This window comes from Pigmentiphaga sp. CHJ604, assembly GCF_036972535.1.
Lineage (GTDB): Bacteria > Pseudomonadota > Gammaproteobacteria > Burkholderiales > Burkholderiaceae_B > Pigmentiphaga > Pigmentiphaga daeguensis.
Genome location: NZ_CP136998.1, coordinates 2,398,871 through 2,420,756, shown reverse-complemented (window position 1 = coordinate 2,420,756; position 21,886 = coordinate 2,398,871). Strand labels below are relative to the sequence as shown.

Here is a 21,886-nt window from a genome sequence, read left to right as displayed (position 1 = left end):
CAACGGGAACAGAAGTGGTTACATCTGCATTGACAGAGCGGGAACAGGCCCTAGTCGGCCACTTCGATCTTCCGGTAGACCTTGAACCCCTGGCTGCGCACCGTCGACACCGGCAATTCCAGCCCGCACGCCTGTTCCACCTTGCGCCGCAGACGGCGCATCTGCGTATCCAGGCGGCGCTGGTCGTAGTCCAGGAAGTTCTCGTCCAGCGCCTGCACGATGGCCTTGCGCGTCACGCACTCGCCGGTGCCGTTGGCCAGGGCGCGCAGCACCTTGTAGTCCTGCGCCGATAGCGGGATCGGCCCGAATCCGGGCGGGGTAAGGCTGGGCGGCGCCGAGGAAAGCCGCCATGTCTCCCCTGCCGCCGCCGGCTTCAGGCGCTCGTCCGGCAGTACCTCGTCGCGGGCGGAAATGTCGCGCGCCACCGCCACGCGATGCGTCTTGTCGTCCGACAGCCGCGCCGACCACATGATGTGGGCCACGCTGCCGTCCTTGCGGACATAGCGGTTTTCGAAATAGCGCTGGAGATAGCCGGCCTCGATGCGCTGGACCGCCTGCAGCGTGCGGGCGCGGTCATCGGGATGGACGAACTCGATCATGCGGCGGCCCAGCATTTCCTCGGGCTTGTAGCCGAAGATGCTCTCGCCCGCCCCCGTGATCGACAGGAAACGGCCGTCATGGTCCACGACGCAGATGGCATCGAGCAGCAGGTCCAGGACTTCGGCGGGCGGCAGCTTGGCCATGGGTCATTCGGGCAATGGTTCGTCAAAGCAGCTTTGCAGAATACCCCTGCTTTGTTAGCAGAGACACCGCCTTCTTGTCGAACGACACAAAGGTTTCCGCGCCGAGCCACGTTCCGTCATAGGCAATTACCCCATCGGCAAAATCGCCGCCGGCCTCCAGCAACGCCAGGCCGGCCTCGGCCGCAGGACGATTGACAACGACGTTGTTCGTGCTCAAAAGCGCGCGGATCGCCACGGCGATATCCGCGCGGTCCACCTCATACCGACCGCGCAACACCCAAACGACTTCGCACAGCGTCTGGAGGCTCACCGCCACCATGTCAGCGGTTTCCAGTAGCTCGATGGCCCGGGTCGTTTGGGCTTCGTCATCGTCAACGATGCTGCGAAGGATGATGTTCGTGTCGGCGGTAACTTTCATTGCCCATCGGCCTTCATGGCACCTTCCGCTATCGCATCGTTGATGTCCTCGATGCTTAGCTTGGCGCCGTTGGTCTTGCCTTTCAGGATGCCGCGCAATTCCCGGAAGGATCCTTTCCGCTCCGCGGCTTTCAAGGAGGCCCGATTATCCGGCAGCAGATCCAGTTCGATCTTGTCGCCCGGCTTGATCCCAAGGTGTTGCAAGACTTCCTTCCGGAAGGTGACTTGGCCCCGGGCGGTCACGGTCAATATGCTCATGGCTTACCTCCATTACCCGGTCATTGTAATGCAATTTTGCATTACATGAAAGATAAATGGAAGGTAGTCGGAGAACTCAACCCAGGTACTTCTGCCGGATCGACCCCACGTGCGCTTCCATCGTCCGCACGGCCCCGTCGCGGTCGCCGCGCCGGATGCAGTCCAGCAGATCCTCCAGCTCCGCCACGTTCGCGCGCTCGCCCGCATCCACCTTGGGGCGGAACCACAGCAGCATGGAACGATCGAGCAACAGCGCCGCGAAATCCGACAAGGTGCGGTTGTCCGCCGTGTCGTACAACAAATGATGGAAACGCCGGTCGACCTCCATGCCGCCCGCGTGGTCCTTCTGGCGGTAGCGTTCCCAGCCGGCGTCCACCAGTTCCTGCAACTGCTCCACGATCTCCGGACGCATGCGATCCACCGCCAGCCCCGTCAGGAAAGGCTCGATCAACTGCCGCGCCGCGATCAGTTCCAGGAAACCGTCCAGGGTCTCGGCCTTCACCAGCAGCCCCTTGCGCGGAAGGATCTCCACCAGCCCCTCGCGCGCCAGCCGGTGCGTGGCCAGGTGGATGGGACTGCGGCCCAGGCCCAGCCGCTGGCACAACTGCGCGACATTGATGTGCTCGCCCGGCCGCAGCTCGTGCGACAGGATCATCCGCTTGACCGCCACGTAGGCCTGCTCGCCCAGCGAGGGCGAGCCACCGGCATGTTCATCGCCGTCGCGGGCGGCGGCAATACGCGAGGTCTTCGAAGGTCTGGGCATGCGGATGGATGAAGCGTGGCAAGTGCGCCCGCGATTGTAGCCTCGCGGGCGCCCCGCCTCGGCTCATTCCGGCTTGAGTCCCGCCTTCTCCACCGCCACGCGGTACTGGTCCGACTGCTGCTGCAGGAAACGCGCGAACTCGGCCGGGGCCGAGGGCTTGGCCTCCATGCCTTGCTGCTGCAGCGTCTTCTGCACCTCCGGGTCGTTCAAGGCCTGGGCGAACAGGTCATGCAGACGTTCCACCCGGTCCTGCGCCACGCCGGCGCGGGTCAGCAGGCCCATCCAGGTTTCCGACGAGAACCCCTCCAATCCCGCCTGGGCGAAAGTCGGCACCCCGGGCAGCGCGGCCGAGCGGCTCGCCCCCGACACCGCCAGCGCCTTCAGCTTGCCCGCCGCGATGTGCGGCGCCACCACGCCCACGTCGCCCAGCGTCGCGTCCACCTCGCCCGACAGCACCGCCATCGTGGCCGGCGCCGAGCCCTTGTAAGGCACGTGCAGCATCTCCACGCCCGCGCGCTGCTTGAACAGCTCGAAGCCCAGGTGGCCCGACGAGCCATTGCCGAAGGACGAAAAACTCGCCTTGCCCTGCTGCGCCTTCGTCCAGTCGATGAACCCCTTCAGGTCCTGGGCGGGCACCTTGGACGAGACCACCAACACATGCGGATTCGAGGCCAGCGCCGTCACCGGCTGGAAATCCTTGCGCGTATCGAACGGCAGGTTCTTGATCAGATAGGGATTGATGACGAAGCTCGCCGCCATCATCAGCACAGTCTGCCCATCCGCCGGCTTGGCCAGCAGCGCCTGCGTGCCGATGACGGTGCCGCCGCCGGGACGATTCTCCACCACCACCGACACTCCCGCCGCTTTGCCCACCACCTGGGCCAGCGCGCGTGCCAGGGCATCGGACGATCCGCCCGCGGCATAGGGCACGATCAGCGTCAGCGGCTGCGAGGGAAACGACTGCGCCATCGGGGCAGTGGATGCCAACGACAACGCCAGACCCAACACGAGTTTCTTCATGATCAGCCCCCCGCGCCCAGTCTGGCCTGGCCCTGGATCTCGACCAGGATTTCCGGCTTGGCCAGCCCCTTCACCTCGACCAGCGCGCAGGCCGGAAAATCGCCCGTGAAAAACTCGCGGCGCGCCTTCCACACCCCCTGGTTGCCCGACATGCGCGTCACGAACACCGTCAGCGTGACCACGTCGTCGATCTTGCCGCCCGCCGCTTCCACCAGATGCTTGATCTTGGCGAAGATGAACTGCGATTGCTCGTACTCGTCGCTGCCCTGGATGGTTTCGCCGTCGTTGGCGCGAGAGGTCAGGCCCGACAGGTAGAGAGTGTCGCCCACTTGCAGGCAGTTGGACCAAAGGCCGGGGGCGGCTTCGGCGACGTGGGGGGTGGTGATGCGCTGCTTGCGTGGCATGAAGGGCACTCCTTGTGAAATATTTGTGATATTTCACAATCATTCCACAAAAACCCAGCCACCGCTACCCGGTCATGCATATGTCGCAGCGGCATGCCTGGCCGCCTGGCCGATCACTCCCCGGAACCACTGGTGGAAGGCGCTGCGCTGGGTACGCTCGTGCCAGTACAAGGCATTGCTGACACGCGGCAAACGGCCCGGGAAATCAACCATCCGCACCGGAAATGCCTCCTGTATCTTCAGCGCCACGCGACGCGGCACCGTGGCGACGGCATCGGACACCATCAGCGTGCCGAGCAGTGCCATCAACCCTTGGGCATGGATGCAGACCGCCAGACTCTGGCCATGCTGCTTGATGAACTCGTCGATCACCCGGCCCGAGGTGGTACGGCCGCTTCCCAGCAAGCGCGCGTGCGGCAAGGCGACGTAGGCGGGCAATGTCAGCCGCTCGGCCAGCGCCCGATTGCCGGGCCCGCCGATCACCACCACATCGTCCTCGAACAGCGGCATGGCCCGCACCGAGGGCTGGGGATCGCGCACCCACCCCAGCCGGAAATTCACGTCGCCCGCGGCCAGCAGCGCATCGATGCGCCGCTGGTCGGGCGAACGTATGCTCAACGTGACGTACGGGGCATCGCGCCGCAGCACGGTCGCTATGACCGGCAGGAGCAACTGCTCCAGATACTCCGGGGCGGTCAGCACGACCTCGCGCCGCTCGCGCAAGGGATCGAAATCCTCCTGCGACGCCTGGATCTGCGCGACCTCCTCCAGGAAACGCCTGGTCTCGCGCTCCAGGGCCAATGCCTTTTCCGTCGGCTGCATGCCTTGCGGGCTGCGCACCAGCAGCGGATCGCCGAAGGTCTTGCGCAGCCTGTTCAGCGCCTGCGTGATGGCCGGCTGCGAAACGCCCACCACCAGCGATGTGGCCGTCACCCCTCGCTCGGTCATCAACGTCAGGAAAATCTGCAGGGTACGAAAGTCGACATTGGCCAACGGGTGCATAGAGGCTCCCTAATAGTGGGCAAGCGCAGTCTCGAACCTGCGCCCATTAGACGCCGCTTATTTCCTTCATAAGCGCCACCCCGCCGACACCCCGTTCGACGGCGCGTAGCATGCCTGCCAAATACAAGCATAAGGAGGCAGCGATGAAACCGACCTGGCTACTGGGCGCCCTGTTGGCGGCCTGTTCCACGCTTGCGATCGCCAGCGAAGCCAAGAGCTATCCGGCCAAGCCCGTCAAGCTGATCTTGCCCTTCCCCACCGGCGCCACCTTCGTCGTCGGCCAGATGCTGGCCGAGCGGCTGACACAGGAACTGGGCCAGCCAGTCGTGGTGGAAAACAAGTCCGGCGCCGGCGGACGCATCGCCATGGAACACGTCGCCAAGTCCCAGCCCGACGGTTATACCCTGCTGCTGACCTCGCCCACACTGACGATTACCCCCGCCATCAACCAGAGCCTGCGCTTCGACCCCTTGGCCGATCTGGCACCCGTGGCCATGGTCGCCGAGGTGCCCAACGTATTCGTGGTCAATCCACAGAAATTCGGCCAGGACGACTTTTCCGCCCTGCGCGCACGGCTAACCGCCCATCCGGGCCGGTTCAGCTACGGCTCCGGCGGCGCCGGATCATCCAACCACCTTGCCTTCGAGAAATTCAAGGCATTGACCGGCACCGACATCCTGCACGTCCCCTACCAGGGCGCCTCGCAGGCGGTGACCTCGGCGGTGGGCGGACAGATCGACATGGTGATCAACGGCTTGCCCAGCTCCGTGCCCCTCATCAAGGGACAGCAGTTGAAAGCGATGTTCGTATTGACTCGCGAGCGCCAACCCCTGTTGCCCGACACCCCGTCCGCGGTCGAAGTCGGTTTGCCCGGCATGGTCGTGACGACCTGGTACGGCGTGCTCGCGCCGCAAGGCACGCCATCGCCCATCGTCGACAAGATTGCCGCCGCCATCAAGCGAGGATTCTCGGCCGCCGAGGTCCGCAAACGCCTGGCGGACAACGGCATCGAAGTCGTTTATGCCAATCCGCGCGACTTCTCCAACTTCATCAAACAGGACTACACCGCCTGGAAGAAAGTCGTGTCCGATGCGGCCATCAGCGTACAGAACTGAGCTCCTTGCCTTGCTTAATCCTGTTCTACGGCAACCTGGGCGGGCCGCGAAAGAATCTGCGGCCGCAGTCGAAATGGGTGTCGTCCGCGACAGCTCCTGGGCGTAGTCCACCCTTTCAACACCATCGTTGCCGACGTTGCCGACGCGGTGTCCCCCCAGGTAGTAGTAGGAGTGCGAGCGGTTACCGCGTGCGCTGACCAGTTCCCCCGCCGCGTTCGTTTCACTACCCAGATACTCGTCCCGCCGCAGCACTCGTCCATCGCCGTCGACGAGATAACGGAACTCCCGTTTGCCCACGACATCGGTCGCGCTCTTGACGTTGCCGTTTACATCGTAGGTGAACCGCGAGAAGCCCGGCGCCCAGCCGGACTGGCCGTTGTCGCCTTGGGCCTTGACCTCTTTCTGCTTGGCGCTGTCCCACCATTCATAGGTATAGCTCGTCGTGGTCTTGGCAGAGCCACCGCCCTCGGACACCACCGTACTCAAGGAACCTTCTCCCGAGTACGTGTAGGTCGTCGTCCTTCCCGTCAGGTTGTCGGTTTCCAGCGTCTGCAATCCATCCGCGTCCCAGGTCCGCGTCGCATCCGTACGCACGCTGTTGTTCTCGTTGCGTTCGATATAGCGCACGACGCGCCCGGCCGCATCATTGAGCCGCTCGGCCCGCACGACCCCGCCAATGGTCACTGTGGTCAGGTAGCAGTTCGCGTCATAGGCATAGTTCTCGGTATGCGCCGGCGTTTGACTGTTGCCGGCATAGGTCGCCGACAAACGCTGTCAACCATCCTGCCGCAGTCCTATCGACTCCAACCAGCATGCTGTTGTAGGTATGGTTCCCAATGCAGACTGTTGGAAGCGGCCGGTTCGCAGATAGAATCAGCCTTATCCCTGCTTCCGGACAATAAGAAATACTCGTCCATTTTTCGGTTGTGACGCGCCCGGGCCAAACTCCATACTGGCCCCATTCAGACAAGCCGCCCTCCGACCATGCTGATCACCGACAACCGGCAAATCGACACCTACTACCGCGCCCTGCTCGACCGCGCCGCCGATCACGTAGGCATCTTCTATGTCGGCGTAAGAACCACCGGCGTGTTCTGCATCGCCACCTGCCGCGCCCGCAAGCCCAAGCGCGAGAACGTGGTGTTCTATACCGACTTCAAGGAAGCGCTGGATGCCGGCTACCGGCCTTGCAAGGTATGCAGGCCGATCGAGAACGCCCATGCCGCGCCGCCGGAAGTGGCCGAGGCTGTCGACTGGGTGCGCCGGCATCCCAAGGAGCGACTGAGCGATTGGCAGCTCAGGCAGCGCGGGCTGAGCCCCGAGCGGATCCGGCGCTGGTTCCAGCGGCACCACCGCATGAGCTTCCAGGCGTTCCAGCGTTCGCTGCGCATCAATGCGGCGCTGGAGGAATTGAAGACCGGCCGCCGTGCGACCGACGCCGCGCTGGACAACGGCTACGAGTCGCTCAGCGGCTTTGGCTACACCGTCAAGAAGCTGACCGGCGGCGCGCCTACGGCCGAGGCCAGCGTGTTGTTGATCCATCGCTTCACCACGCCGCTGGGCCCGATGTTCGCCTGCGCCAGTGAGCGCGGCCTCTGCCTGCTGGAGTTCGTGGATCGCCGGATGCTGGAGACCGAGTTCAAGGACCTGCAACGGCTGCTGCGGGCGCGCATCCTGGCGGGCGAGAACGCGCATACGCGGCAGGCCGAGCGCGAGATCGGCGAGTATTTCGCGGGCGTGCGGCAGCGGTTCGATCTGCTGCTCGATACCCCGGGCAGCGAGTTCCAGCAGTCTGTGTGGCGGGCGCTGCAAGCCATTCCCTATGGCCACACCGCCAGCTATGCCGAGCAGGCGGCGAAGATGGGCAGGCCGCAGGCCGTGCGCGCGGTGGCGGGCGCCAATGGCGCCAACCGGGTGGCGATCGTCGTCCCTTGCCACCGGGTCGTGGGCAAGGATGGGGCGTTGACCGGCTACGGCGGTGGCCTGGCCCGCAAGCAATGGCTGCTGGAGCATGAGCAGCGGCTGCAATGCTCCGCGGCAACCCGGCCGCACTTCTGCCACGGTCAAGGTGGGCCAGGCCAACATAAAAAATGATCGTTATTTGAAAATCGGCAAGGTTATGAAATGGTTTTGCGGCATCATTGATGCTTTTGCCACCAGCTTGGCGCAGTGGGGGTGATCGCGCGGTGCCCCCTATCGATGCGAAGGGGGACCATGAACAAGCCCAGCGCCCTTGATACCCGATGGATGGACGGTGCGGCCGCCTCGGCGCGTGCCCTGCTCGGCGCGATCGCCCTGTCCCTGCTGTCCGCCTGCGCCGGTCCGGCCGCCTCCCCGAAAGACTCCCAGGCTGCCTCTTCCATGGATCCGTCCCAGGCGGAACGAAGCTACCTGGATCGCGCGAATCGCCAGGCGATGACACGCGGCCAGGTCACCGTCAGCGTCGCGGCGCTGCGCGACGAGGAAAGCGCAGCCAGCTTCGGACTGCCCCTGGCCGAGCATGGCGTGCAACCCGTCTGGGTCAGGATCGAGAACCGCAGCACGCTTCCCTACTGGTTCATGCCGGTGTTCATGGATCGCGACTTCTACTCCGCGCGCGAGGCCGCCTATCTTTTCCACTCGGGCTCGGGCGGCACACCGGCGGCGCAGATCGAACGCCAGTTGACCGCGCGCCAGATCAAGGTACATGTTCCGCCCGGCCAAACGGTCAGCGGTTTCGTCTACACCAATGTCACGCGGGGCATCAAGCTGGTCAACGTCGAGCTGCTGGGGGCCCGGCATGTGCTGCGCTTCGACTTCGCCAGGGAACTGCCTGGCGGCGGCTTCGACTACCAGACCATCGATCCCGAGCGGCTTTATCAGCCGGAGCGCCGGGTCCGGGTCGACCTGGCTTCGCTGGGCTCCGCCTTGCAGAAGCTCCCCTGCTGCACCACCAATGCCCAGGGCAGCGAGCAAGGCGATCCGCTGAACCTGGTGATGGTCGGGTCCGAGCACGACGTGCTGGTCGCGCTGGTCCGGGCGGGATGGGATTTCACCGAGACCATCAACGCGTCCAGCGTCGGCCGCATGATCGGCGTGTTTGCCTTCGGCGGCAGCTATCGCACGTCGCCGGTCAGCGCGCTGCATTTCGATGGCCGTCCACAGGATTTCTCCATGCAGCGCGCGCGGGCCAGCATCTCGCAGCGCAATCATCTGCGTCTTTGGCTGACACCGTTGCAGGTGGACGGCGTGCCGGTCTGGGCTGGCCAGATCAGCCGCGACATCGGCGTGAAGGTCACCACCCGCTCCCCCACGCTGACGACGCACGTGATCGATCCCGACGTGGACGAAGCCCGCGACTACCTGCTGCAGGACATGCTGATGACCAGCAACGTGGCACGCTGGGGCTACGTCGACGGCGTGGGCGAGGCCAGCCAGGCGCAGCCTCGCGCCAACCTGGCCGGCGATCCGTATTTCACCGATGGCCGGCGGCTGGTGCTTTTCGTGGCGCAAAGCCCGCGCGCCATGCAGGACGCCGAATTCGTCCAGTGGCATCCGCATGCGGATGGCTGCGATCCCGCCAGGCGCCATTGCGGCAAATGAACTAGAAACGCCTGATCGCCCGCCCCCGCCGGACGGGAACACCACTGTTGCCTCTAGCAAACATTCGAATAAAAAGTAAACACAAGTACAAATAAAAACAATTATCATTCATAATTCGCAAGGGGGAATCCGGTTTTCCAGCGCCGACGCTGGCGACGTGCCGCCACGGCCGTTCGCCTCCGGATCTTGTGCGCCCGTTCAATGCAGACCGACCATCATGAGGGAGAAAATGGCAGCCCGCCCAGCCGTATCCGTTCAACTCAAGCGACTCAGCCTGTGCATGGCCGCAGCCCTTCCGCTGTACGCGTCGGCGCAGGACGCACCAGCCGTGCTGCCGGAAATCAAGGTCAACGCCGCCCCCCAGGGCGAAGACTCGGCCACCACTGAAGGCACCGGGTCGTACACCACGACGGGCCCCTCCCGCACCGCCACTCCGCTGGGCCTGAGCCTGCGCGACACGCCTCAATCCGTGACGGTAGTCACGCAGCAGCGCTTCGAAGACCAGCGGCTGCAAACCATCACCGACGTGCTGAACAACACCACGGGCGTCTCGGTGAACCAGTACGAGACCCATCGCGCCCAGTTCAACGCCCGCGGCTTCGACATCAACGCCCTGATGATCGACGGCGTGCCGACCACCTGGGACCAGCCCTGGAGCTCGGGCGAGATCTTCAGCAGCCTGGTGACGTATGACCGCGTGGAAATCGTGCGCGGCGCAACCGGGCTGACCACCGGCTCGGGCAACCCCTCCGCGGCCGTCAACATGGTCCGCAAACGGGCCGGCAGCAAGGAATTCACCGGCGCCGCGGAACTGGACCTGGGCAGTTGGAACCAGCGCCGCGGCATGGTCGACCTGTCCACTCCCGTCAATACGGCCAAGACGGTGCGGCTGCGCGTGGTGGGCGAACACGCGGAGCGGGACAACTGGGTCGATCGGCTCAGCAACAAGAGCCAGACCCTGTTCGCCACGCTGGAAGCCGACCTGACCAGCAACACCCTGCTCACGGCCGGCCTGAGCTACCAGAAGAACAAGGCCCGCGGCCCGATGTGGGGCGGCCTGCCGCTGTGGTACAGCGACGGCACGCCCACCAACTGGGACCGCTCCAAGAGCGCGGCGGCCGACTGGACGCGCTGGGACACGACCTACCAGACCTATTTCGCCTCGCTGCAGCACCGCTTCGACAACGACTGGCGGGTCAAGCTCAGCTACAACCGCAGCGAGCGCAAGGCCGACTCCTACCTGCTCTACCTGTCGGGCGCGCCCGATCGGACGACCGGCCTGGGCATGACCACCTTCGCCGGCTCCTATGACGTGAAGACGACGCAGGACGACGTGGCCGTGCAGGCCGACGGCCCGTTCGAACTGCTGGGCCGCAAGCACCAACTGGCCTTCGGCTACGTCTACGCCAACCAGAAGTTCAACGCCGATGCCCGCGCGGCCAATCCAGCGGGCGGCCTCGCACCGGACTTCAACGCCTGGAACGGCACCTTCCCGGAACCCAGCTGGGGCGCTCCCACCTTCTACGAGAACGGCACCACCACCCAGCAGGCCATCTACGGCGTCGCGCGCTTCAATGTGACCGATCCGCTCAAGGTGATCCTTGGCGCCCGGATGACGAACTACCGGAAAAAAGGCGACGTGGCCTACAGCGGCGCCTACGAGGTCAAGAGCGACAACGAGCTGACGCCCTACGCCGGCGTGATCTACGACCTGAACGACCAGTACTCGCTCTACGCCAGCTACACCGACATCTTCCTGCCCCAGAACGCGCGCGACGTGACCGGCCGCTACCTCGACCCGGTCAAGGGCAAGGCCATGGAAACGGGCATCAAGGGCGAGTTCCTGGATGGCCGGGTGAATGCCTCCGCGTCGGTGTTCCACATCAAGCAGAACAACCTGGCGCAGCAGACCACCGACACCGTGCCCGGGACCAACCCGCCCGAGACCGCCTATCGCGCCGTGGATGGCGCGACCAGCAAGGGCTTCGAACTGGAAGTCGCGGGCGAACTGGCCCCCAACTGGAACCTGAGCGCCGGCTACACGCACTTCCGGGCCAAGGCCGCCGACGGCACGGACGTGAACAGCCTGTACCCGCGCCGGCTGTTCCGCCTGTTCACCACCTACCGCCTGCCGGGCGCATGGAGCGGGCTGACGCTGGGCGGCGGCCTGAGCTGGCAGGGCAAGACCTACACGCACGCGACGAACCCGCTGGGCACGGTCGAGAAGGTCGAGCAGAAGGACTACGCCCTGGTCGGCCTGATGGCGCGCTACGAGATCAACAAGCAGATGACCGCGCAGTTGAACATCAACAACCTGTTCGACAAGCGGTACTACGGCATGTTCGCGGCCTACAGCCAGCTTACCTACGGCGCGCCGCGCAACGTCACGGTCAGCCTGAAGTACAAGTTCTGAGCCCCCGCCTCAGAACCCGCCGAACATCGTCCCCAGCGCGATGACCAGCACCAGCGCCGGCAGCGGAAAAAGGATCGTCACCGCGGCGATGTCTCCATACGACTGCCGGTGCGTCAGCTTGCAGATGGCCAGGAGCGTGATGATGGCGCCGCAGTGCGGCAAGGTGTCCATGCCGCCGGCGGCCATCACGGCCACGCGGTGCATCAGCTCGGCGCTGATGCCCGCCTCGTGGGCCATGCGCAGGTAGTCCTGTCCCAGCGTCTGCAAGGCGATGCTCAAGCCGCCCGAGGACGAACCGGTGATGCCCGCCAGCACGTTCATCGCCACCGCCTCGGAGATCAGTGGATTGCCCGGCGCCACGTTCAGCACCGCGTCGCGGATGATGGCGAACCCCGCCAGGCCCGCGATGATCGCGCCGTAGCCGACCTCGGATGCCGTGTTGAACAATGGCAGCATGAACCCGAACACGCCCTGGTTGATGGTGTTCTTCAGGTTGCTCCAATGCTTGAGCCGCAGCAGCACCAGCGCCATGCAGGCCGTGGCCAGCGCGATGATCAGCGCCCACAGGCCGACGATCTTCTGCGGCGCCAGATCGGGAAAGCGCTGGGCCAGGAACGAGAAATCCGCCGCCGGGAACACCACGTAGGTGAACAAGGCGTTGATCCCCACCACCAGCAGCAGCGGCAGCAAGGCCAGCGGCACGGGCATGACCGACCACCGGGCGTCCTGCTCCGCCTCCGCCGGCGTGCCCTCCCGCGCGTCGTCGTGGTCGCCGTAGCCTTCCCCCGCGGCATGGGCGGCCGCGGCGCGGCGCCGCAGCCACCAGGAGCCGCCGCCGAACATGATCGCGGCCGCGATGATGCCCAGGCCGGGCGCGGCGAAGACGTTGGTGCCGAAGTACGGGATGGGAATGGCGTTCTGGATGGCGGGCGTGCCGGGCAAGGCGGTCATGGTGAAGGTGAAGGCGCCCAGCGCGATCGTGGCGGGGATCAGCCGCTTGGGTATCCGCGCCGCCCTGAACAGGTCGACCGCGACCGGGTAGATCGCGAAGGCCACCACGAACAGGGACACGCCGCCATAGGTCAGCAGCGCGCAGGCCAGCACCACGGTGACGATGGCGTGCTTCTCGCCCACGCTGGCGACGATCCAGCGCGACAGCGTATTGGCGGCCCCCGAGTCGGCCATCAGTTGGCCAAACAGCGAGCCCAGCAGGAAAATGGGCAGGAACTGCAGCACGTAGCCGCTCAGGGCGGTCATGAACGTGCCGGTATAGATGGGCAGCAGCAATGCCGCGTCCCCGGACAGCACCACCGCCAGCGCGCCCATCAGCGGCGCCAGCAGCAGCACGGTCACGCCGCGATAGGCCAGGTACATCAACAACGCCAGGGAAACGACGATGGCGAGCGTGCTGGTCATGGGATTCCTTCGGGCAAGGCCTGACAAAGCCCGATCATCTCATACCGACGCGACAGTCTCCGGTCCGGGCCCCAGGCGCCGCCCTTCTAGGCCAGCCCCCGCAGGTAGGCCAGCGTCTCCTCCAGGCCGACCACGTCGCCGTATTTGGTGTCGAGATCGAACAGGCTTTGCGCGTGCGCCGCGGCCGAGCGGTCGCCCACGCCTTCCTGCACCACCATGGGGCGGAACCCCAGTTGGCAGGCGTCCACGGCGGTGGCGCGCACGCAGCCGCTGGTGGACGTGCCCGTCAGGATCAGCGTATCGACACCCAGGTTCTGCAACCGGGACGCGAGATCGGTGCCGAAGAAACACGACGCGTATTTCTTGACCAACACGATGTCGTGCTCCCGGCGATGCAGCCGCGCATCGACGTGGTGGCCGTCGCCCTCGGCCGCCAGGGACATCGTTCCCTTCTGCTTGATCGCCCACAGCCCCGCGTCGCGCATCTGCGGATCGTCGTAGCGCACGCAGGTGAAGATGACCGGCACGCCCTTCCCGGCGGCGACGTCCAGCAAGGCGTTGGTGGCGGCGACCTGGGCCGAGAGATCGGCGCCCAGCGGACGCGACGGATCGGTGAAGCCGTTGGTCAGGTCCACCACCATCAGCGCGGGCCGCCGGCCGAACCCCAGCCGCACGGCGAAGCCGCGTTCGTGGAAGAAGGCCTAATCCGGGTGCTGCGAAATATCGATCAATTGCTTCGTCCTGGCAGGGTCGATGTCCTCCATTAGATGACGGACCCCTGAAGGCATCCAGAACATTTTTGCTATGCGAGCGGTACGTTTTCGTTATCGCGACGACGACGCACCGCCTTTCGACCGGCGCCTAGAACGAATGCCGCAACCCCACCATCACCCCCACCTGCCCCTGCCCCGCCTTGGGCGACCACGGAACGATGCTGCTGCTGGACACCGAGAACACCGCCCCCGCGCCGCTGTTGCCCATGTGGGCCAGCATGGCATAGGCGGCGGTCCGCTTCGAGAAGCTGTAGCTGGCGCGGCCGACCAGCATCGTGCCCTTGGCCTGGTAGGCATTGGCGATCATGCGCGAGGCCTGCGCGTTCAGGGTCCAGTTGCCGATCGGATAGGTGGCGCCCAGGAAATACAGGTTGGTCGAGACGTCGGCGGCGCCGCCTTCGATGCGGCGGTGCATCCAGCCGGCGCCCAGTTTCAGGTCGGCGATGTGCACGTAGCCGTTGGCCATGTAGCGCCGGTCGCGGCTGTCCGACGAAGCGATCGCGACGCCGGCCACGCCCGGCACCACCACCGCCGGCGCCGCGCCGGGACCGCCCCGCTGTTCGTCGATGGCGGCCGCCACGCCCCAGCCGCCGCCGTCGTACTTCAGCAGCCCCGACCACCCGCGGCACGCCTGGGCATCCCCGGGGCGCTCGCCTCCGCAGTTGCCCGCCGCCGAGGTATCGCGGCCGAAGGAATAGGTCGCGCCGACGGTCAGGCCGCCGAACCTGCCGCGGTAGGCCAGCGAGTTGTCGGCGCGCGCGTTGGGGATGTAGCTGTCGAAGCTCGCCATGCTGAACACCGACGGTCCGATCACGTCGGCATCCATCAGCGACCAGGTCAGCATGGTCGACTGGCGTCCCAGCGTGAAGCTGCCCCACGGCCCCTCGACACCAACGATCGCGGTGCGCCCGAACAGGCGGCCCGCCTGGCCGGACGAACCGGAATCGGCGAAGAAGCCGCTTTCCAGGTTGAAGATGCCGCGCCAGCCGTTGCCCAGGTCCTCGTTGCCGCGCAGGCCCCAGCGCGACGGCAGTTGTCCGCCGGTCAGCGTGGGCATGCGCATGCCCGATCCGCCGCCGGCGCTGGCGTGGGTGATGTATTCGACACCGGTGTCGATGGCACCGTACAGCGTCACGTTGCCGGCGGGCGACTGGGCCAGGCAAGGCAGGGAAACGAGGGCGAGCGCGAGCCCCCCTGAAAGCGCGAGTTTCATGGTCGTTCCTGTGGAAAGGAGAATATCGGGCAGGCCCGCCCGAGGGGACTACTCGTCGTTGCCGTTCAGTGGACGGCCGCGGCCTGTTCGGCCTCGACCTGTTCCCTGGCCAGCTTCTCCATCACGCGCCTTACCCGCACGAGACCGAGATCATGGGAATAAAGGTTCTCCTGGCTGCGCGCGTGGCGCGCCAGGCTTTCGATGACCACGCGATCCTGCTCCAGCACGTCCCAATGCAGCCCTTCCAGGCGGTTGCGGTACAGAAAGCGCCAGACGTTGCGCTCGAAGCCCTGGGACTTGCGGATGCGCCAGAAATAGACCTGGCAATTGCCGTCGTCGACGGGCGTGACGAAGCCCACGATGAAGAACTCGCCGCCGCCATACTGGGGACGATAGGGAACGGACAGGCGGATCCACAGCGAGGACGTATGGCCGAACTCGACCCAGTCGAAGTTCACGCCGCGCTGGCCGACCTTCTCGAAGACCAGGCCGCAGTCGGTGTGGCGGATGACCATTTCCGCCTTCTTGTCGCCCTGGGCCATCGAATGCGAGTTCGAATGCAGATAGGTCCCGTGCATGAGATCCATCACGTTGTCGATGGCATAGCGGTAATTGCACTTCCAGTTCTGCATGCACAGGAAACCCGAGTATTCGTCGTTCGTCATTTCCTCGGGCAGCACGAAGGGCCTGGGCTGCCCATGCTCCATGGACCCGAACCACAGGAAGACGGCGCCGCCGTACTCGACCACCGGATAGGACCGCAGGCATTTCCTGCCCACGAGCTGGCTGCTTTCCAGCGCCGGCACATCGGCCACCTTGCCTTCGCCATCGACTTCCACGCCGTGGTACCAGCAGGCGATGCGCTCGCCCAGGTTCCAGCCCAGCGACAGGCGGGCACCGCGGTGGGGACAGCGGTCCTCGACCGCCCGCACCACGCCGGCGCGGTCGCGCCACAGCACGATGTTCTCGGAAAGACGGGTGATGCCCAGCGGGGTATCCCGGACGGCGTAGCTGGGCGTGACGGGATACCAGAGGTTGCGCAGGCCGGTTTCCACGCGGGTCGCGGCGGCAAGGGCCAGGCCGTCCTGGACGATGGGATTCATGGATGTGTTCCTACTGTTTCGCCGGCACGAAGTCGTTCGTGAACAAATCGTTCAGCGGGACCGCGCGCGAGATGATGCCTTCGTTCAGATAGAACGACTGGAGCGTGGCGACGCGGTCCGGGTCGATGGCGCCCAACCGGGGCTGGCCCTGGTAGACCGTGGCGTTGTACAGCCGCAGGACGGACTCCACATATTTCTCCCTGCCCTGGTACGCGGGCACCGCCTTGACGTAGTCGGCCGTGGCCGCGGCCGGATCGCGCGAGATGTCGGCCAGGCCGCGCAGCGTGGCCTTGACGAACTTGCGGATCAGTTCGGGTTCCTTGCGGATGGTCTCGTCGGACGCCAGGATGGCCTGGGCCATGCTCTTGAAATAGCGGTCCGCCGGAATGAGCTCGACCTTCACGCCGGCCTCCTGCGCGCTGACCGTCCATTCGGGCACCGAGGCCAGCGCGGGAATCTTCTGCTCGGCGAAGAGCTGCCAGACCGAGGGGCCGCTGGCCTGGATGTCGACCGCCGACTTCGGCAGGCCGTTGGCCCGCAGCATGCCCAGCAGCGCGTAGTAGGTCGTGTCGGCGTAGGACATCGCGCCTATGGTCTTGCCCTTCAGGTCCGGGATGCCGCCCGGCACGGCGGCGCGGTTGATGGCCAGGTGCATCAGCGAGGCCCCGCCCAGCACCGCCACCGCCTTTACCGGCACGCCGTTGGGCCGGACGATGATGGGCGTGTCGCCCACGCCGCCGCCCAGCGGCGCATTGCCCGCGCCCACCTGCTTGGCGACGTCGGCGCCGCCCTTGCCGACCACGAAATTGATCTTCAGCCCCTCTTGCGCGTAGTAGCCCTTCTGCTGCGCGATCATCCACGGCGCGAAGGCCGGCAGGCTGGGCGGGGCCGGCAACAGGTAGGTCACGTCCCGGAGGTTTTCCGCCCGTGCCTGCGGGAGCATCAGGGACACGGCGGCGATACAGGCGGCGGCTCTTATGGCGGACAGCAAGCTCATGGTGGCTTCCTCGTGGACGTGGGCCTCAATAGCCGAGGCGGGACATTTCCTGTTCCAGGCTGGCGGCGCTCCAGTCCCGCCCCGAGGGCATGGCGACGCCCGCCGCATTCAGGTGCTCGGCGAACTGCTGTGGCGTCCTGGCGCCGGCCAGATAGGCGCTTTCGATCGCGTCGGCCAGCGCGTTCTCGAAATCGGTAGGGACCGACTCCCGGCTCTGCCACCGAAGGTTCACTCCCTGGCCGGGCGCTTCCACCACGCCCTGGCCCGCGTGCGGGCTGGGCTCGTTCCCCTTCCAACCGGTCAGGTGGACATTGAATTCGGACATATCTTCCTCGCGATGGGGCCGCCAGAAACCGCGCTGGCGCTGGATGTTCTCTATTCCTAAAACTAGGAATAGAGAACAGGTTATCGACCGCGAAAAAAGGTGTCAAGAATTTTCAGACTAGCGAAAACGCCTACTTCACGATGCCGTGCATGATGAGGCGCGTGGCGAAATCCAGGTAGCGCCCGGTCAGGTCCTCGGCCCCCTGCTCGCCGTTGAACAGCACCTTGAGCATGGGCTGGGCATCCACGAAGAACGTGCACAGTCCCAGGAAAGCGACATGCAGGAAACGCGGGTCGATGGCATCGAGCGGCGGGTCGCCCTCGCGCGCGACCAGCAGCGCCTCGCTCAGGGCCAGCCCGCGCGCGGCCACGCCCTGGAGCGTGTCCATGCGCTCGGGCGTATCGGCATGGCTGTAGATCTCGTTGAGCACGAGCTGCAGGAAGCGCGGATTGTCCTTCAGCGCCTCGATCAGCAGCACCAGGCGCTTGCGGATCCGCGCTTCCAGCGGCGCGTCCTGGCCCAGCATGACCTGGCTCCGGGCCTGGAGCTGATCCATGATGTGCGTGGCCGCGGCGCGCATCAGCCCCTGTTTGTTGCTGAAGTAATAGCGGATCAGGGCGGGGTCGACGCCGGCGGCCGTGGCGATTTCGAGCACGCTCAGTTCCTGCGGCGTCTTGGTCTTCATCAGCGCGATCGCCGTGTCGATGATCGCGGCCTTCCCCACCATGGTCTTCTCCGTGGGATGGCCGGCGGAGCGCTTGATGCGTGGCTTCTTGCGGGGCGATGGATCAGGCATACGTGTCGTCGGTGGGACTGGGCAACGCGCAGTGTACCGGTCATTGGTGCCGGACAGGCAACACGGCGGTCCCCGGCGCGGCGCTACCGCCGCCGCCCCGGCGGGCCTACGATGGAGTCGTTCCGCAACCGACGCCTCACACCACCGAGGAAGACATCATGACCCAACGCATCAGTGCCCTCGCCCAATCGCCCGAGCTGTTCAAGAAGTTCGTCGAATTCAGCATGCAGATCAAGAAATCCGGCACCATCGAAGCCTCGATCTTGCACCTGGTCGATATCCGCGCCTCGCAAATGAACGGCTGCGGCTTCTGCCTGGACATGCACGTGAAGGAAGCCAAGATCGACGGCGAGCGGGAACTGCGCGTGCACCACGTCGCCGTCTGGCGCGAGTCCCCGTTGTTCTCGCCGCGCGAACGGGCGGCCCTGGCCTGGACCGAAGCCTTGACCCGCCTGCCCGGGCACGGCGTGCCCGACGAGGTCTACGAGCAGGTCCGCGCCGAGCTGTCGGAGAAGGAGATCTCGGACCTGAGCTTCGCGATCATGGCGATCAACGCCTGGAACCGCCTGAACGTGGGTTTCCGGACCACACCGGGCTCGGCCGACAAGGCCTATGGCCTGGACCGGGCCAAGCTGGACTGAAGCATCGGCGCCACCGGCTAGGCCGCATGTTTCCACGGCGCGGCCAGCCGGCTCGCCGCCGGGTCCGGGCGGTCCGGAATCCGGAAATCCAACGCGCGGATGCGCGCCGTCATGTAGTCGATGAAGGCCCGCATGCGCGCCGGCAGGTGCTGGCGGCTCAGATAGCAGAGGTAATGGCCGCGATCATCCGGCGCATGATGCGGCAGGCAGGCCAGCAGCGTGCCGGCGCGCAGGTGCTCGCAGACCTGGTAGCCCGCCATCTGCGCGATCCCCTGCCCGTCCAGCACCGCTTGCAGCACCAGGTCCGCGTCGTTGAAGGCCAGCATCGCCTGCGGCGGCCGCGGCATGAACTTGCGCAACCGGTCGCCCGCCTGGAATTCCCACTCGGCCACGCGTCCGGAAGCCAGGCGAAAGTTCACGCATCGATGGCCGGCCAGTTCGTCGAGGTCGCGCGGCAGCCCGCGCTGTGCGGCATAGTCGGGCGATGCGCACAGCAGCATCGGCATGGGGATCAATCGCCGGGCGATGATCTGGCTGTCCTCCATGCGTCCATCGCGGAACGACACATCCACCCTGTCCGCCGTGAAATCCGTGGGCCTGTCGTCCAGCAGCAGGTCGACCGACACCTCCGGATAGGCGGCGCGAAAGCCGTTCAACAGCGGCGCGACGACCTTGCGGCCGAAACCCGCCGTGGCGCTGATGCGCAGCAAGCCCGAGGGCGGCCCTTCCCGCAATTCCCGCATCTCGTCCAGCGCCTGCACGATATGCTCGACGCCGGGCCGGCAATGTTCGTAGAAACGTTCGCCTTCCCGCGTCAGCGACGTGGCGCGCGTCGTGCGCACGAACAGCCGGATCCCCAACTGGTCTTCCAGCTTCTGCACGCTGCGGCTGACCGCCGACCGGCCGATGCCCAGGCGATCGCCCGCCCTGGCGAAACTGCCTTCGGCGGCCACCGCGATGAAGGCCACCACGCCGGCGTAGCTGGTGGCGAAACTGGAGGCCAGCGCGTCGGGCCCGGGGAATGTGTGCTTGTCCATACCATTAGGACGAAACAGCGGCCGGCTTTGTGACGCTACGCCGCGGATTTCACGGCCCGACCCCGCAGGCGCGCACGAAATCGTCGGCCAGCCCGGCCACGGAGCGCTTGGGCCAGATGGCACTGACGTCGAAGCTGGGCAGCCGCGTCCCGTCCGCCACCTCGCAATAGCGCACCCCGGCGAAATCCAGCGAACGTATCCAGCTGGGCAGCAGCGCGATCCCGCAGCCGCCCGCCACGCAGGCCAGCACGGTCAAGGTCCGGTTCGCCTCCTGCACGACGTCGGCATCCAGGCCTTCCTTGCGGAACGCATCCATCACCGCCTCGTAGAAAGTCGGCAGTTGGGCATGCGGAAACATCACCAGGCCGGCACGGGCGATGTCGGCCATCGTCACCCTGTCTTTGCCGCCGGGCAGCAAGTCCGCCGGCACGGCCGCCACCAGGCGCTCGCGCATCAGCACTTTCTCGTGCATGACCCCCGACAGGGCCACCGGCGTGTGCACCAGCGCCACGTCGATCTCGCCGCGCGACAAGGCCTGCGCCTGCTCGGCGTTGCTCATTTCGCGCAGCACGATGCGCAGGCCCGGCACCTGGGCGCGCAGGACCCGCAGGGCGCGCGGCAGGATGTCCACCAGCGCGCTGGAAACCAGGCCGACGCGCAGCACGCCCGCCCTGCCCGCCGCGATGGCCTGGGCCGCGTCGATGGCGTTGACGATGCGGAACACGCCGCGCCGCACTTCCTCGGCGATCTGGCGCGCCGCCGGCGTGGGCTCGGCGCCGCGCCGCGACCGCTGGAACAGCTTGACGCCCAGTTCGCGTTCGAGCCGCGCCAGGGATTGGCTCAGGGCCGGCTGGGCCACCCCCAGCCGTTCGGCCGCCTTGCTCAGGCTGCCCGTGTCCAGGACCGCGATGAACTCTTCCAGGCGCCGGATATCCATCACAAGACCTTATAACAAAACATCCGAAAATGGATAGATAAATATAACAAGCGTTTCTAGAATTGGCCCGATTCCGGCACGACGCCCAGGCCGGACACGATTCTGGAGAGCCCTCCGTGGCCAACCCCGCGCCCCTGCTGATCGACGCCCATGCCCATGTCTTCGCCCGTTCGCTGGCGCTGGCGCCGGGACGGCGCTATGCGCCCGAAACCGATGCCTTGCTGGAAGACTATCTCGGGCACCTGGACGCCCACGGGCTGCGGGCCGGCGTACTGATCCAGCCCAGCTTCCTGGGCACGGACAACGGCTACATGCTCGACGCCATCCGCCAGGCGCCGAACCGGCTGCGGGGCGTGGCGGTCGTGGACCAGCATGCGGCGCCGGACGAACTGGAGCGGCTGGCGCGCGGCGGCGTCGTCGGTATCCGGCTGAACCTGATCGGCCAGCCGCTGCCCGTGCTGGACCGCGGCGGCTGGCCCCGCCTGCTGGCCTGCCTGCGGGCGCTGGACTGGCATGTCGAAGTCCATGTCGAGGCGGCACGCCTGGCCGCCATCGTCGGCCCGCTGCGCGCGGCGCAATGCCGCGTGGTGGTGGACCACTTCGGCCGACCCGCGCCCGCGACGGGCGCCGCGGACCCCGGTTTCCAGTGGCTGCTCGAGGCCGCCCGCGACGACGGCGTCTGGGTCAAGCTCTCGGGCGCCTATCGCAACTGGTCCGAGCCGGACGGGCCGGCGGCCCGCCAGGCCGCGCGCCTGTTGGTCGAACATGCCGGGCCGGAGCGCCTGGTCTGGGGCAGCGACTGGCCCCATACCCAACACCCCGGCGTGACCTACGCGCAAACCTATCAGGCACTCGCCAACTGGATCGACGACATCGATCTACGCCTGCGCATCCTCGCGGCCAATCCGAGCCGCTGCTTTGCATTCTAAGG

At 66.1% G+C, this 21,886-nt stretch carries 22 protein-coding genes; 6 read left to right on the top strand and 16 right to left on the bottom strand.

Annotated features, from left to right (window positions below; translation table 11 throughout):
- Positions 1–50 precede the first annotated feature (50 nt).
- The 7 genes from R4823_RS11650 to R4823_RS11620 all read right to left on the bottom strand — a co-directional run bounded on the left by R4823_RS11650 (position 51) and on the right by R4823_RS11620 (position 4,607).
- Entirely contained in the window at positions 51–743 is a 693-nt protein-coding gene (locus R4823_RS11650; RefSeq protein ID WP_087841187.1) for a PAS domain S-box protein, read from the bottom strand.
- A 22-nt stretch (positions 744–765) separates the two neighbouring features.
- Entirely contained in the window at positions 766–1,161 is a 396-nt protein-coding gene (locus R4823_RS11645) for a type II toxin-antitoxin system VapC family toxin (protein ID WP_087841186.1), read from the bottom strand.
- Positions 1,158–1,418 (bottom strand): AbrB/MazE/SpoVT family DNA-binding domain-containing protein, encoded by a 261-nt coding sequence (locus R4823_RS11640; protein WP_087841185.1) that lies wholly within the window; start codon positions 1,416–1,418, stop codon positions 1,158–1,160. Before R4823_RS11640 ends, R4823_RS11645 begins: the two co-directional genes overlap by 4 nt.
- A 76-nt stretch (positions 1,419–1,494) precedes the next feature.
- A complete protein-coding gene (locus R4823_RS11635; RefSeq protein ID WP_087841184.1) occupies positions 1,495–2,181 on the bottom strand; it encodes a GntR family transcriptional regulator in 687 nt (228 codons plus the stop codon).
- Between the two features lie 63 nt (positions 2,182–2,244).
- Complete coding sequence (locus R4823_RS11630; RefSeq protein ID WP_338618734.1) at positions 2,245–3,201, bottom strand: tripartite tricarboxylate transporter substrate binding protein; 957 nt, start codon at positions 3,199–3,201, stop codon at positions 2,245–2,247.
- A gap of 2 nt (positions 3,202–3,203) precedes the next feature.
- On the bottom strand, positions 3,204–3,605 hold the full coding sequence (locus tag R4823_RS11625) for a RidA family protein (protein ID WP_087841182.1): 402 nt from the start codon (positions 3,603–3,605) through the stop codon (positions 3,204–3,206).
- Positions 3,606–3,677: 72 nt separating this feature from the next.
- Positions 3,678–4,607 carry a LysR family transcriptional regulator gene (locus tag R4823_RS11620; RefSeq protein WP_087841181.1) on the bottom strand — a complete coding sequence of 310 codons (930 nt, stop codon included), beginning with the start codon at positions 4,605–4,607 and terminating at the stop codon, positions 3,678–3,680.
- A 143-nt stretch (positions 4,608–4,750) separates the two neighbouring features.
- Here R4823_RS11620 and R4823_RS11615 point away from each other — a divergent pair, with 143 nt between their 5' ends.
- The 4 genes from R4823_RS11615 to fhuE all read left to right on the top strand — a co-directional run bounded on the left by R4823_RS11615 (position 4,751) and on the right by fhuE (position 11,717).
- Positions 4,751–5,722 carry a tripartite tricarboxylate transporter substrate-binding protein gene (locus R4823_RS11615; RefSeq protein ID WP_176400841.1) on the top strand — a complete coding sequence of 324 codons (972 nt, stop codon included), beginning with the start codon at positions 4,751–4,753 and terminating at the stop codon, positions 5,720–5,722.
- 984 nt (positions 5,723–6,706) lie between these two features.
- Positions 6,707–7,816, top strand: a complete 1,110-nt coding sequence (locus R4823_RS11610; protein WP_338618732.1) for a methylated-DNA--[protein]-cysteine S-methyltransferase — start codon at positions 6,707–6,709, stop codon at positions 7,814–7,816.
- A 120-nt stretch (positions 7,817–7,936) separates the two neighbouring features.
- A complete protein-coding gene (locus R4823_RS11605) occupies positions 7,937–9,304 on the top strand; it encodes an LssY C-terminal domain-containing protein (protein WP_338618731.1) in 1,368 nt (455 codons plus the stop codon).
- Positions 9,305–9,521: 217 nt separating this feature from the next.
- Complete coding sequence (gene fhuE, locus R4823_RS11600) at positions 9,522–11,717, top strand: ferric-rhodotorulic acid/ferric-coprogen receptor FhuE (RefSeq protein WP_338618729.1); 2,196 nt, start codon at positions 9,522–9,524, stop codon at positions 11,715–11,717.
- 9 nt (positions 11,718–11,726) lie between these two features.
- Here the strand turns inward: fhuE and R4823_RS11595 are convergent, their stop codons facing one another.
- The 7 genes from R4823_RS11595 to R4823_RS11565 all read right to left on the bottom strand — a co-directional run bounded on the left by R4823_RS11595 (position 11,727) and on the right by R4823_RS11565 (position 18,340).
- Positions 11,727–13,133: a GntP family permease gene (locus tag R4823_RS11595; protein ID WP_338618727.1), complete on the bottom strand. Its 1,407-nt coding sequence runs from the start codon at positions 13,131–13,133 to the stop codon at positions 11,727–11,729.
- Positions 13,134–13,219: 86 nt separating this feature from the next.
- Positions 13,220–13,807 (bottom strand): isochorismatase family protein, encoded by a 588-nt coding sequence (locus R4823_RS11590; protein WP_338618725.1) that lies wholly within the window; start codon positions 13,805–13,807, stop codon positions 13,220–13,222.
- Positions 13,808–13,994: 187 nt separating this feature from the next.
- Positions 13,995–15,119 carry a porin gene (locus tag R4823_RS11585; protein ID WP_338618724.1) on the bottom strand — a complete coding sequence of 375 codons (1,125 nt, stop codon included), beginning with the start codon at positions 15,117–15,119 and terminating at the stop codon, positions 13,995–13,997.
- 65 nt (positions 15,120–15,184) lie between these two features.
- Positions 15,185–16,222 (bottom strand): aromatic ring-hydroxylating dioxygenase subunit alpha, encoded by a 1,038-nt coding sequence (locus R4823_RS11580; RefSeq protein ID WP_338618723.1) that lies wholly within the window; start codon positions 16,220–16,222, stop codon positions 15,185–15,187.
- Between the two features lie 10 nt (positions 16,223–16,232).
- Positions 16,233–17,219 carry an ABC transporter substrate-binding protein gene (locus R4823_RS11575; protein ID WP_087841172.1) on the bottom strand — a complete coding sequence of 329 codons (987 nt, stop codon included), beginning with the start codon at positions 17,217–17,219 and terminating at the stop codon, positions 16,233–16,235.
- 25 nt (positions 17,220–17,244) lie between these two features.
- Complete coding sequence (locus R4823_RS11570) at positions 17,245–17,544, bottom strand: recombinase-like helix-turn-helix domain-containing protein (RefSeq protein WP_087841171.1); 300 nt, start codon at positions 17,542–17,544, stop codon at positions 17,245–17,247.
- A gap of 130 nt (positions 17,545–17,674) precedes the next feature.
- Complete coding sequence (locus R4823_RS11565) at positions 17,675–18,340, bottom strand: TetR/AcrR family transcriptional regulator (RefSeq protein WP_087841170.1); 666 nt, start codon at positions 18,338–18,340, stop codon at positions 17,675–17,677.
- Positions 18,341–18,498: 158 nt separating this feature from the next.
- Here R4823_RS11565 and R4823_RS11560 point away from each other — a divergent pair, with 158 nt between their 5' ends.
- Entirely contained in the window at positions 18,499–18,981 is a 483-nt protein-coding gene (locus tag R4823_RS11560; RefSeq protein WP_338618721.1) for a carboxymuconolactone decarboxylase family protein, read from the top strand.
- Positions 18,982–18,998: 17 nt separating this feature from the next.
- Here the strand turns inward: R4823_RS11560 and R4823_RS11555 are convergent, their stop codons facing one another.
- Positions 18,999–20,018, bottom strand: coding sequence for a LysR family transcriptional regulator (locus tag R4823_RS11555; protein WP_338618720.1), 1,020 nt, complete (start codon positions 20,016–20,018; stop codon positions 18,999–19,001).
- A gap of 49 nt (positions 20,019–20,067) precedes the next feature.
- Complete coding sequence (locus R4823_RS11550; protein ID WP_087841167.1) at positions 20,068–20,955, bottom strand: LysR family transcriptional regulator; 888 nt, start codon at positions 20,953–20,955, stop codon at positions 20,068–20,070.
- Between the two features lie 116 nt (positions 20,956–21,071).
- Between R4823_RS11550 and R4823_RS11545 the strand changes: the two genes are divergently transcribed.
- Positions 21,072–21,884: an amidohydrolase family protein gene (locus R4823_RS11545; protein ID WP_338618718.1), complete on the top strand. Its 813-nt coding sequence runs from the start codon at positions 21,072–21,074 to the stop codon at positions 21,882–21,884.
- The last annotated feature ends 2 nt before the right edge of the window (positions 21,885–21,886 follow it).